The sequence below is a fragment of the Candidatus Krumholzibacteriota bacterium genome (assembly GCA_034520215.1).
Lineage (GTDB): Bacteria > Krumholzibacteriota > Krumholzibacteriia > Krumholzibacteriales > WJIX01 > JAGHBT01.
Genome location: JAXHNR010000002.1, coordinates 557,431 through 570,313, shown reverse-complemented (window position 1 = coordinate 570,313; position 12,883 = coordinate 557,431). Strand labels below are relative to the sequence as shown.

Genomic DNA, 12,883 nt, shown 5'->3' with positions numbered 1-12,883 from the left:
CTCCTCGAAGAAGCAGATAAAGAAGAAAATAAAGAGAACAAAAGCTATGCCGAAAATAAAAACGCTCCGGCGGAGAAAATCTCACCCTCAGATCTAAAGAAGATCGCGAAAAGAGAAAATAACGCGGCCCGCGGGTACAAATCAATATTCAATGTCTGCGCGTGCTCGGGGTGTGTGGCCGCGGGAAGTCTGAAAATAAAAGAAAAATTAGATGAAGTAATCAGGGAAAAGGGGCTGGAAAAGGAATTCGCTGCCGCCCAATGCGGATGTGTGGGGCTTTGCTCAGCCGGCCCAATCGTCATAGTCCAGCCTCAAGGAGTGTTCTATCAGAATGTCGCGGAGAATAATATCGACCAGCTCGTTGAAAGCGCCGCTAAGGGTGAAAAGCTAGATCGCCTCATGCGCAAAGATCCGGGCGGCGGGAAAATATTAGAAAGAATGGAAGATATTCCATTCTTCAAAAACCAACTTTCCGTCGCTTTAAGGAACAAAGGGGTTATAGATCCTGAAAGGATTAACAGCTACATTGCTCGAGGCGGCTATGAAGCCTTCAAAAACGCTCTCGAAAAGAGCACTCCTGAGAAAATAAGAAATGAAGTAACTTCCTCGGGAATAAGAGGGCGCGGAGGCGGCGGATTCCCGACCGGAATCAAATGGGAAACAGCAAAGAAAAAGGCCGAGGAAAGAAAAGAAGAAATATATATCATCTGTAACATCTCCGGAGCAATTATGGAAAAAAGCATCATCGAGACCGACCCTCACACAGTCATTGAAGGCCTTCTTATAGGAGCTTTCGCTCTCGGAGCGAAAGAGGGTTACATATATATCAGAAATGCATATACACTGGACAGGGAAAGACTTAAGAAAGCCATTACCCAGTGCAGGGAGTACGGCTTGCTCGGAAAGGGAATACTGGGCAGTGATTTTGACTTTGATCTTGAAATTCGAACGGCAACGGGGGCATTTATAACCGGCGAATCCAGCGCTCTTATAACTTCCATGTCCGGACGCGCAGGCGAACCTCAACCTAAATATATCCACAATGCCGAACGCGGATTCCGCGGGAAACCCACCGTTCTTAACAATGTTGAAACCTGGGCAAATATTCCGGTTATCATCGAACGGGGATCGAAGTGGTTTTCATCGATCGGTTCAGGCGACGTAAGCGACAATCCCCTTAACGGCTCCTCCGGCACGAAGATTCTCTCCCTCTCCGGCGACATAAACAATCAGGGACTGGCGGAGGTTCCGTTCGGAACAACGCTCCGCGAGGTCATCGAAGATATCGGAGGCGGAATTCCAGAAGGCCGCGAGCTCAAGGCGGTTCAGATAGGCGGTCCTTCAGGCGGAATTCTGCCTGCGGGCAAACTTGACATAAAGATCGATTTCGATTCTTTAAAGGAAGAAGGAACAATAACAGGTTCGGGCGGAATAGTTGTAATGTCAGACAGGACCTGTATGGTGGATACCGCTCGGTATTTTACTGATTTCCTTATGAATGAATCCTGCGGGAAGTGCGCCGCGGGCAGAGAGGGGCTCTTTCACCTGAACAAGATACTGACACGAATATGCGGCGGCGAAGGAAAGGCGGGTGATATCGAGAGACTTAAGGAGCTGGGCCAAACCGTAAAAGAGATCAGTCTCTGCGGGTTCGGCCGAACAGCTCCCAACCCCGTCCTCTCCACAATCAAGTATTTCAGAGAAGAGTACGAGAAACATATCGACGAGGGGAAATGCCCCGGCGGAGTCTGCAAAGCCCTTGTTACGTACCGCATAGACAAGGATAAGTGCACCGGCTGTACTCTCTGCGCTAAAAACTGCCCCGTAGAGGCAATATCGGGCGAAGCAAAGAAACCACATTTTATTGACATCGAGAAATGCACGAGATGCGGAATCTGCCGCCAAGTCTGCAACTTCGACGCAGTGGAGGTGATATAATGTCAGCTCAGAAGATAAATATAACGGTAAACGGAAAAGAAATTAATGTGGAAAAAGACACCTTTCTTCTTAAGGTCCTGAAGGAAAACGGCATATCTGTTCCAACATTATGTAATCACAAAGATCTAACCCCTAGCGGCACATGCAGGCTGTGTGTAGTCGAAATTATATCCGGAGACAAAAGAGAACTTGTCACCTCCTGTAACTACCCTGTGCGAAGCGCGATCAAAGTTGAGACCGATTCTGAAATGGTAAAAAAGCACCGCAAGAGACTGGCCGAAATGTACCTTGGACGCTGGCCTAATGTCCCTGCTATTAAGAAGATAGCAAAGGATTGCGGAGCAACAGATAAGGAAAAATATAAAAGTGAACTAACGGATGAAAACCCTAAGGCATGTATCCTCTGCGGCAGATGCGCGAGAGCGTGCGCTGAATTCATGCAGGAGAACATTCTCGATTTTGCCGGACGAGGTATCGACAAGTATATGACTATGCCCTTTGAAGAAGTAGACCCTCACTGTATTGGCTGCCGTTCATGCGAATATGTCTGTCCCACTCAGGCTATCAGTATCGAAGAGGATCAGAACCATCCCGCAAAACCTAAGATGATTCGAAATTACGGGATGCGCATCAACGCTGAAATGGCAACGCTCGATGAAAACCAGTGCCGCATGAGAGAAGTAGGAACCGCCAATATTGTGGACGTAATGGATGAATACGATCTTCTTCCCGTACACAATTACAAGTTTGGATCACATCCCGATACACACAGGATCGACTCGGTTATGCTCAAGGCAAACTATTTTACCCAGAATTCACCGGACGGCTGCTGGAAGGGCTGCTCGATGGCCTGCTCTAAAACAATCGATAATTTCGAGATAAAAACCGGTCCCTACAAGGGAGATAAGGTAGTTGTAGACGGGCCGGAGTATGAAACAGCCGCGGCGTGCGCTAATATGGGATGTTTCGACGCGGACTTCGCCGCTGAATTCAATTTTTACTGCGACACTTACGGAATTGACACAATCTCAGCCGGTACATGCATGGCCTTTATCATGGAGTGTTTTGAAAACGGCATTATCACAACGAAAGAGACCGGAGGGAAAGAGCTCAAATTCGGCGCCACAGATGAAGTCCTCAAATGCCTCCACGAAATGGCGGAAGGCAAAGGGTTCGGTGTTGATTTCGGCAAGGGGATCCGCTGGCTTAAAGAAAAATGGATTAATGAACTTGGAGCGGACCCTGACTTCCTTGCCGATATAGGAATGGAAACAAAGGGTCTGGAATTCTCCGAATATGTAACCAAAGAATCTCTCGCCCAGCAGGCTGGTTACGCGATGGCGGTAAAAGGCCCTCAGCATGACGAATCCTGGCTTATCTTCATGGATATGGTTAATAACCAGATCCCCTCCTTCGAAGACAAGGCGGAAGCGCTGTATTACTATCCCCTGTGGAGAACATGGTTCGGGCTCCACGGTCTCTGCAAACTTCTCTGGAATGATGTGGTTCCTACAAGCACACAGAACTATTCACCTCAGGAAGCAGCCAAGATACCAGAACACGTTGAAGATTTCTTTAAATTCTTCGAGGGTATGACGGGAAGCCCCCTTGACGAGGCGAGTATGCTTGGGCAATCCGAACGGGTTCATATGCTGCAGAGATTGTTGTGCAGGATGCTAGGCTACGGTACTAAAAAAGACGATTTTCCTCCGTACCGCGCCGTAGGTCCCGTAACAAAGGAAGAATACGAATCCCGCGCCGAGAGATACGACAAAGAGCTGCGCGAAAAATGCGATTACGATCCCGAAGGCAAATCCACAGAGGAAAAGATGAAAGTTCTTCGTGATTACAGAGAAGACCGGTACAATCAGGTAATGAAAGCGACATATAAACGCAAGGGGTGGGATGAAAACGGCGTTCCCACGCTTGAGAGGATGAAGAAACTTGGAATTGATCTTCCGGAGCTCGTAAATATTATTGAAGAAGCAACCTGATCGTAATGAAAAACAAGGACCAACTTTCGATATTCAAGCGGAATGTACCGCGTTCAACTGCTATACTGCAAAAATCAACTGTAGGAATAGCCGGCTGCGGCGGGCTTGGCTCAAACGCCGCGGTCGCTCTCACAAGAGCCGGAATAGGCAGTCTTATTCTGGCTGATTACGACAGGGTTGAAGAGTCGAATTTGAACCGTCAGCATTACTTTCAGCACGACATCGGGAAGATCAAGGTAGCCGCCCTCGCGGAACATCTCCGGGCCATTAATCCGAATATTATAATAAATCCGCTGGTGATAAAACTCTCGCCCGAAAACATTCCTGAAGTTTTCAAAGACGCCGACCTGCTTATAGAGGGGTTTGACAAAGCTGAAAGTAAACGCTGGCTTATTGAATCGTGGTCCTCGGCCTATCCGGACAAAGCAATAATCTGCGGAAGCGGATTAGCCGGAATCGGCCGTACAAACTCTCTGAAAGTGAATTCGTCCGGAAATGTATATGTCTGCGGAGATGAAGAAAGTAATTCATCTATGGGTCTTTGCTCCTCCCGCGTCTCTATTGTGGCGTGTATGCAGGCCAACGTAGCAATAGAACTTCTAACCCGGCCAGGTGAAAAATAAATGATCATAGTAAATAACAGAGACAAACTGGAATGGAAAAAGGGGATGACAGTTCAGAACGTACTCGATGAGATGAGATACAATTACTCACTCATAACTGTTACTGTCGATGGAAAACTCGTCCCCGCTGAAGAGTACGACAGTTATACCCTTGAAGATAACTCTGATGTTAATGTCTTCCATCTCGCTCATGGAGGATAACGTTACTCCAAAGCTTCAGGTTAACCCTTCTAATATGAGAATATCTTCAAGCTACATGAAAAGACCTATTCCTTTAACGGTTTATAGATAAATTCTTTTTCTGAAATAACGGTGCTGTCCTGTGTGGTAACAACGACTTTCCAGCTCCCCTCCCAGCTGTCGATCATCCTCTTAGAGCTCCATGTACGCCACAGCGGCGAACGGACCGGGAGCTTAACTCTGGCTAACTCCCCGCCGTCATAGTACCATATATGATAGACGGATGTAGTATCAAGCGCCCCCGCTATCTTGGTAAAACAGTACAGTTTTTCCACTGATTCGAAGAACTGGTTTTTAACCCCCACAGGCGACATGTTTTCAATATTCTTACAGAAGACCATTTCTTCCACCTTTAGAATATCTCCGCCCTCAGCGGGCCGCATAAAAAAAGTTAATAAGAAAACAAGAGAAATCGCGATATTAAAACGTTTCACCATACTCTCCTTTGCTTAAAAATCTTAAAACACACTACGCCGGTCGTGAAGTTCCTGATTTTAATGATTATCATTCGAATTATATCAGCGGTTTTTTGCCTGCGTCAACACTATTTTCGTCTATAGAGCTTTCCTTACAACTCTAACCCGGCAAAACGCTCAGATTGTTATATAATTATCACAAATGGAAAAGCTTCAATTTACAATTATAATTTTACTTTCATAAGTTTATTTTTCAAAGCCCAGAGACCGATCTTAAACTTGCGCTCAAGAAGGGCCTTTCTGAGTAAACACCCCATCCAGTAAGGGGTTTTATCATTTCTGCACTTTTCACGAATTATCCCGCTCTGAGAGGAATTCCAGATCCCTTCGAAAGTATCTTCTGTCAAATTCCCCATAATATGATCGTGAATAACTGACGGGTATATATTACCCCCCGGATCAAGGTAGAAAAAGTCCTCTCCCGGACGGGAGGAAAAAAGCTGCCTACCTTCTGCGGCCAGAGCATAACTTCCGTAATGAATAAACGCCTTACCCCATCTTTTGAGATTATAAGAACTTAGCTCGCCGTTTATTATTGTCTCAAAATCCTCTTTTAACTGATCGCTGCTGAAATTGCCGGAGTTGTCACTTATTACAGATGATTCATTCCTGCCGAAAAAGAAGTCGCTCTCGTGTGAAACCTGCATAGTAAATTCAACCCCTAATTCCTCGGCAAGCCTGTAAACCCTTATCATATGATCGGGATTATCAGATGTGAGTGTATAGGCAATCCTTATATTGCTTATCCCGTTTCTTTTTATTCCCCTGACAGCTGAAATAACCTTCTCATAGGCTCCCTTTACCCCCCGGATGAAATCCTGCATCTCTCCCACGCCGTCCACTGAGAAGGCGAATCCGATACGGGGAAATATCTCTTTCAGTCTAAGCGCTCTCGGTATTATATCTTCCCCCATAAGGCCGTTTGAGGATACTACCATTCTGCTTCGCGGAATATGATCGTGAACCACCCTGACTATCTCTTCAAGGTCCGCTCTTAGAAACGGCTCGCCTCCGGAAATATTCACATCTCTCAAGGTCTTTGGAAGCCTTCTATAAATTTCGGGTGAAATGTCATCATGCTCTTCAATTTTCCATATAGAGCACATCCTGCATTTTGCCTGGCATCTGTATGTAACTGCTATTACAGCATCGATTGGATATCTCATAAATAACCCTTAAACCCCATAAAAGAGACTTTGTCAATAATTACCGGCTGACCTATTCTACTATAATTAATATCCGGAGCAAAATAAATTCCAAAAGGTAGAATTAAACCCGTCGCAGAACTCTTCGGACTCTTTCATAATCATCTCAAATATGTTATAATAAGGCAATTAAAAGTACGGCCAGGTTATATCTATTATTATTTATACCTTTGGCGACCAATAGTAAGAATTTGAATAAATCATAAAAGGAAAGGTAAAGATGAAACTCAAAACCGCCTCTTTTATCCTGCTGCTGATATGCGCCTCCTTACCGTTTTCCCTTTATAGCGCGGAGGTAAGTGTTGTTTATCACTTTGACACACCCTACGTAATGAATAACTCTAAAGGATTCTCCCGTATTATCTTTCCGAATACTATTCAGGCGGCGAACCCGGGCGAACCGAGCGTTCCCTACCGTAAAGCGCAGATACTGCTCCCTGCCGGCCAGAAAGCAATCGATGTCAGGATAGAAAAACGGAACTGGGAAAAAATAGGAAGCCGGTGCAGACTGCATCCAAGACAGCATGTTGTGCCGGGAGACCTCAGGTCAGGCGGCAGAGGCGGATTTATTTATAAAAGCTCGTCATATAATATAGACAAGTGGATATATCCTCCTGTGTCAAACTTCTCAACTCACTATCTCCGCGGACACCCCATAGCTACCGGTTCATTTTCTCCGGTCGGGTTTCACCCTTCAGCTGATGAAGCGGGGTATTTCAAGGAAATAAAAGTCACAATAGTAACAACTTCGGAATATTCATCTTCCGGAATAATGCCGAAATCAGATAAGGAGACTGTTACCAGACTTAAAAAACTCGTTGATAATCCATCCGGCGCCGATCTGCCGTGCCATCCCGCCGCGGAAGGAGACTATCAGTATTTAATAGTCACGAGCGATTCGTTCGAAGACGATTTCTCAGAACTGGCCGATTTTTATAACAGACGCGGATTCCTCACGCAGATCATGACGGTTGAAAATATTGAATCGGCATACAGCGGAGAAGACACAGCCGAAAAGATCAGAAATGCCGTAATCAGCGAATACAGTCAGCACAGCATCACCCACCTTCTTCTCGGAGGAGACGGTGATGGAGAAGCCGGCAATTCCGGGATCGTTCCCTATAGGGGGCTCTATGGCGCCGTTCAATCCAGCTCCCTGTATGAAATAGCCGATATCCCATCTGATATTTACTACGCGGCCCTCGACGGCAGTTGGAACAGTGATTCTGATTCACTGTGGGGAGAACCCGGTGAAGAGGATTTTTATTCTGAGATTGCCGTTGGACGCGCCTGCGTGGGGAACGCCGATGATATCGCGGCATTCATAAACAAGACAACTATGTATCAGGAATCCCCCGTCGTCTCTGATCTAAAAACCGCGACCCTTTACGGTGAAAAACTCTATGACAGCCCTCTTACGTACGGCGGAGATGAAATGGATCAGCTTATAGACACCTGCAGCGCCTATGGCTTCTCGACAGAAGGCATACCTATCGATTTCAATATTACAAAGTACTACGACAGAGACACCACCCCATGGGACGAAACAGCCGTATTCAACGCTATCAGCTCGGGAAGTAACTGGATAGCCCATTCGGGTCACGCGAATCAGACCTATGTTATGAGAATCACAAATTATGATATTACGACTTCTAATTTTCTCAACGACGGGCAGAACGCGAACTTCCCGATTATTTACAGTTACGGATGTTACTCGGGCGCTTTCGACTACGATGATTGTGTGGGGGAAGATATGGTCTCAAATCAGCACTGCGCGGCCGCGTTCTTAGGCAATTCAAGATACGGATGGTTCACGGAGGGTACAACAAACGGTCCATCTCATCATTTTCAGCGGGAATTCTATGATGCTGTATTTACAGAAGGCATCACAACGCTGGGAGCCGCGAACCAGAGGTCGAAGGATGAGACTGTTCCATTTATTGACCTTCCGGATGAATACGAACCCGGCGCCCACAGATGGTGTTTCTATACTCTTAATCTTATCGGAGATCCCGCTATGGACGGCTGGACAGACACGCCGGAACAGATTTACGCGACACACGCGACCTCTATCGAGCGCTCAGACACGGTCTTTACAGTAGGAACAGATGTCGGCGGTTCTGTTGGAGCACTTTACTGGAACGGAGTCTGCTACTCCAGGGGTACAGCGGACGGAACGGGGGATATTACTCTGAACCTATCCTCGGCGATACCCGCCGGGGTTGATTCAATCGTTCTGACTGTAACATCTCACAATTACCACACATACAGAGACACGATAATGGTCGAAGATACTACCGGTTCTGACAATCCCTCTTTCCATCTCAGGTTGGCTCAGAACACTCCAAACCCGTTCAATCCGTCCACGACAATTACTTTTTCCATACCTCGCTCGGGGCATGTGGATCTCAGGATATTCGACATTACGGGACGGGAAGTAGATTGTCTGATTGATGAAAATCTTGAAGCAAAATCCTATTCTATAGACTGGCGTCCTTCTAATCTTGCAAGCGGCATCTATCTCTACAGATTGAAAACCAGAGAAGGAACTAAGAGCCGCAAAGCGATCCTCCTGAGATAGAGCTCTTTTGCAAAAAGTTAAAAAAGAATCTGTTTTAAGAGTTATTGAAACTTATAAGGGATATACGCGGACGCACGCGGGCATGTGGAAATAACAAATTTATTTTGAAGATAAATAGATGGCTGAAGTATTTAAGTTTATTAAAATGCTTAAACCCCTAAAAACCTTCCCCGTTCCCGAAAGAGAGCAGCTTCACTCTTGACATTATAACTGATTATATGGTATAAGTTTGTCCATCCGGGGAGAAGATATAGGTTTTATTTATTCAGATATAATCGAAAGTATCAGTTCGGAGACTGCCTTTTCCAGCTCTGTTGTGCGTGAAGAGAGACTTAAGGGAAATAAACGAATTTCTCACCCACCTTGCAGTTAAAAGAAGTGTAAGTTCTTCAACACAGGAGCCTCTCGGCCATAAGGGTATAAAAACGACAATGATATATACGCATGTTTTGAATAGAGGGCCAAATGGTGTAAAGAGTCCAGCAGATGAATTGTAAATATTGAAAGGATTTTATACGGAAACCGTATAAGAACTTATTTGTTTTATTAAAGTTGAATAAGCACCTTACTTAAAAGGAGATATCGCAAAGATATTTAAAAAATATATGTTGACGAAATAATCAAATATAGGTTTATACGTAAACTGTATATACAATGTTAGGTTCTGATCACGGAAATTATGACAGAGTTCAAAGAAAAATTTATCGCATACATTGATATCTTAGGTTTTAAGAAACTGACTGAGGCCGCAGAGAAAGGTACAGGTCCTAAGCTTTCTGAACTATTGGAATACACAAAAATATTAGGGGCGACAGGGGACAAGGAAGGTTACAAACGATACGGAATTACAACCTGTCCTGAATCGGAGACTATTGAAACAGATATTGATTATCAAATAACGCAAGTGTCCGACTGTGCGGTTATTTCGGTAGAAATATCACCTGGTGCAATAATCAATTTAGTATCTTCTTGTTGGACAACGGTGCTTTATTTGCTGAGACAGGGTCTGATGTGCCGTGGTTATATAACGAGGGGAACAATTTATCACAATGGTGAACAAGTAGTTGGAACAGGCTATCAAGAAGCCTATGAACGGGAGAGAGGCGTTTCTGCTTTTAAAAGAAACGCTGATGAAAGAGGTACTCCTTTTGTCGAAATAGACAAAATGGTGACAGATTATATTTCTGATAATGGAGATGATTGTGTGAAGAAGATGTTTGAACGATTTGTGAAAAGGGATGGAGACGTTTCTGCATTATTCCCCTTCAAACGATTATCACATTCTTTTCTGATTGGAGGAATTGGAGTAAAATTCGATCCAAAGAGAGAAAAGGAATCAAACAATAATATCAGAATTGGTATCCTCGAATTTAAAAAGAGAATCCAGCATCATATAGACACGACTAACGAGGATGCTGTAAGAAAATCTGAGCACTACTTATCAGCATTAGACAAACAGCTCAATCATTGTGACGAGACCGATAGAATAATCGACGATCTATGTAAGCCTTTTTTAACAAAGAGAATTATAGATTTGTTTAAACCAGATATCGATAAGAGAACCTAACCCTAGCTTGCAGCCGACGGAATCTTCCCTGTCACGGCCCCTGCGGAAGGCAAAGCCCGCGCCAGGCAAGCCCGCGGCTGAAGCGAAGATTGTTAGACAGGTAATGTAGGAGATTATGCTCAAATACGTAGAAACACTTATTACCTTAACTGAACGCTTCTCGCAAGAATCCTGTTATTGGTTATTCAGTACGATATCTCAAACCATATCTGCGTTTATAGCATTTATTATTGCCGGGTATGCGCTGGTATATTCAATTATGGATAACAATGAGACTAAGGATGAGAGCTTGGTTGAGATAAACTTTAAGCTAAAGACAACGTATTTTAGGAGATTGATTCTCTTATCCGTATTGTTTGTTCTTACTATAGTATTGAGTCTTGCCTTAATAATCCTAAATGAAACTTTATATTCTCTGAAATCAATTCTTATATTAATCACTATTGTTTTATCGGTTGCTGTAACGATTCTTGGATTGATGTTCATAGTATCCATACTAAATCCGAGGAAGTATTCCAATATTGCGGATAAACTACTAAAAGATGAGGAAGATAAAATTGCTGAGAAGGGAGAAGTAATTAGTAAAGCCTTGTTTATTGAGAAATTTATTACTCTAGAAATAACAATGAGAGAGTTTCTTGAGAGTAACGATATCAAAGTAATCTCTAACAATATTAATAACATGTACACTTATAAGAATATGGTCTATGCTTATATAAATAACGGGTATCTCGATAGAAAATATTTAGATAAGTTCATGGAATTAGGTAAAATAAGGAATCTCGTTGTCCATGGTCGTAAGGAAGATATAGATACAAACATGCTTAAATTAGTAGAAGATGCGATTACTATCATCAGTAGAGTTAATAAAGATAGGTCTGTCTAACCCTCATATCTGGACTCCTCTGTCAATAATATGTTTAATTTAATGAGCTGAACGGATCTGACTGCAAACGTATCTTCGGCCTCATAAAGTGGAGATCTAAAAACGTCTCCGGGCCATGATGGAGAATGCGCACAGGGAGCCAATCGCTATGCACGACCTAAAGGGGTCAGGACAGTTATCGGCTTGCCCCTGCGCCGGTGCAGACCGGTCAGCCATCAAAGCTATTTGTCATAGCAATCAAGGGTAAGAGCTGATATTAATTGACCTCCTTTTTTGATCCATAGTTGCAGTTTTTTGTCCAGATAGCCCAAACGATACGGGCAAGTTTATTTGCCAGAGCCACAGCAGCTTTGTTGTGACTACGTCTTCTCTCTATTTCAAGAGCCCAGATTCTTAATCTGTCCAGGTTTTATTTTTTCTTGGAAGACCACAGAACTGATCTTGCCCCGTGAACCATCAGCATTCGGATATACTTATCTCCTCTCTTGGATATAGAGCCGAGATGTCTTCTTCTGCCACTTGAATGTTCTCTGGGAGTAAGACCAAGATAGCTTGCGAAGTGTCTTCCTGATGGAAAGCGTTTGGCAGTTCCGATAAAGGCAACCATAGCTGTAGCTGTTAATAGCCCTATCCCTGGAATGGAACGAAGCCGGTGAACAACAGGGTCACCTTTTGAAATAGTTTTCAGCTGCTCTTCTGTTTCTTTAATCCTGGACTCAAAATATTTGATCTCATCACAGGCAGAGTTAAGAGCTGCCCGTAGAGGATGAGTTGTCGAGCTTTCAGGATCGGAGATAACTTCAATAACGGTTGGAACTACTCTGGAAGCCCCAGAGGGTATGAAAATTCCGATTTCTCTTAAGATTCCTCTGGTTGCATTTATTCTGGCTGTACGCTGGCTTATGTAAGAAGAGCGGAAACGGTGAAGTGTTGCCAGGGTATGTTGATCCACTGATTTAACCGGAACCGTATTTATATCTTTGTTTCTGAATGCTTCAAGGATTGCTTTGGCATCGGTCCGGTCTGTTTTGTTTCTTGCAACATATGGTCTAACCTCATGAGGGGGAAGAAGGGATACTTCATGTCCTTGTTTCTTTAATTCTCTGGCCCAATAGTGAGCAGAACCGCAGGCTTCGAAGATTACTCTTGTTGGCTGACGTTTTACGAAGAAACTTTTGAATCTACTCCGAGTGAACCGGTAATGTTCGCTGACTTTTCCTGGGTGATGGGATACAGCTACCTGAAAAACAGATTTTGCAAGGTCAACGGTGATTGTGGTACTTTTCATTATTGACTCCTCCTTATTGAAGTAATAGAATGACATCGGGTGAAATTATACCAATGTCATACAGATTTACTGAGGAGTCCATTAC

Annotated in this window: 10 protein-coding genes and 1 pseudogene; 8 read left to right on the top strand and 3 right to left on the bottom strand. The window is 44.1% G+C overall.

Annotated features, from left to right (window positions below; all coding sequences use genetic code 11):
- Positions 1–102: 102 nt before the first annotated feature.
- Genes U5O15_09125 through thiS form a run of 4 tightly spaced genes read left to right on the top strand, consistent with a single transcriptional unit; the run spans position 103 to position 4,756 of the window.
- Complete coding sequence (locus U5O15_09125) at positions 103–1,938, top strand: NADH-ubiquinone oxidoreductase-F iron-sulfur binding region domain-containing protein (GenBank protein ID MDZ7860803.1); 1,836 nt, start codon at positions 103–105, stop codon at positions 1,936–1,938.
- On the top strand, positions 1,938–3,932 hold the full coding sequence (locus U5O15_09120) for an aldehyde ferredoxin oxidoreductase C-terminal domain-containing protein (protein ID MDZ7860802.1): 1,995 nt from the start codon (positions 1,938–1,940) through the stop codon (positions 3,930–3,932). Before U5O15_09125 ends, U5O15_09120 begins: the two co-directional genes overlap by 1 nt.
- A 5-nt stretch (positions 3,933–3,937) precedes the next feature.
- The gene (gene thiF / locus U5O15_09115) at positions 3,938–4,555 is read left to right on the top strand and encodes a sulfur carrier protein ThiS adenylyltransferase ThiF (GenBank protein MDZ7860801.1); all 618 of its coding nucleotides are present in this window, start codon (positions 3,938–3,940) and stop codon (positions 4,553–4,555) included.
- Positions 4,556–4,756: a sulfur carrier protein ThiS gene (gene thiS / locus U5O15_09110; GenBank protein ID MDZ7860800.1), complete on the top strand. Its 201-nt coding sequence runs from the start codon at positions 4,556–4,558 to the stop codon at positions 4,754–4,756.
- Positions 4,757–4,821: 65 nt separating this feature from the next.
- On the opposite strand, the gene U5O15_09105 is transcribed toward thiS, so the two are convergent.
- Complete coding sequence (locus U5O15_09105) at positions 4,822–5,229, bottom strand: DUF2914 domain-containing protein (protein ID MDZ7860799.1); 408 nt, start codon at positions 5,227–5,229, stop codon at positions 4,822–4,824.
- A 206-nt stretch (positions 5,230–5,435) separates the two neighbouring features.
- A complete protein-coding gene (locus U5O15_09100) occupies positions 5,436–6,437 on the bottom strand; it encodes a radical SAM protein (GenBank protein MDZ7860798.1) in 1,002 nt (333 codons plus the stop codon).
- A 259-nt stretch (positions 6,438–6,696) separates the two neighbouring features.
- Here U5O15_09100 and U5O15_09095 point away from each other — a divergent pair, with 259 nt between their 5' ends.
- The 4 genes and pseudogenes from U5O15_09095 (at position 6,697) to U5O15_09080 (ending at position 11,510) form a co-directional block, all read left to right on the top strand.
- A complete protein-coding gene (locus tag U5O15_09095) occupies positions 6,697–9,057 on the top strand; it encodes a C25 family cysteine peptidase (protein MDZ7860797.1) in 2,361 nt (786 codons plus the stop codon).
- 389 nt (positions 9,058–9,446) lie between these two features.
- A pseudogene (locus U5O15_09090) lies at positions 9,447–9,554 on the top strand (integrase).
- A gap of 182 nt (positions 9,555–9,736) precedes the next feature.
- Positions 9,737–10,624, top strand: coding sequence for a hypothetical protein (locus U5O15_09085; GenBank protein MDZ7860796.1), 888 nt, complete (start codon positions 9,737–9,739; stop codon positions 10,622–10,624).
- Between the two features lie 259 nt (positions 10,625–10,883).
- Positions 10,884–11,510 (top strand): hypothetical protein, encoded by a 627-nt coding sequence (locus U5O15_09080; protein MDZ7860795.1) that lies wholly within the window; start codon positions 10,884–10,886, stop codon positions 11,508–11,510.
- 409 nt (positions 11,511–11,919) lie between these two features.
- Here the strand turns inward: U5O15_09080 and U5O15_09075 are convergent, their stop codons facing one another.
- Entirely contained in the window at positions 11,920–12,798 is an 879-nt protein-coding gene (locus U5O15_09075) for an IS110 family transposase (protein ID MDZ7860794.1), read from the bottom strand.
- Positions 12,799–12,883 lie beyond the last annotated feature (85 nt).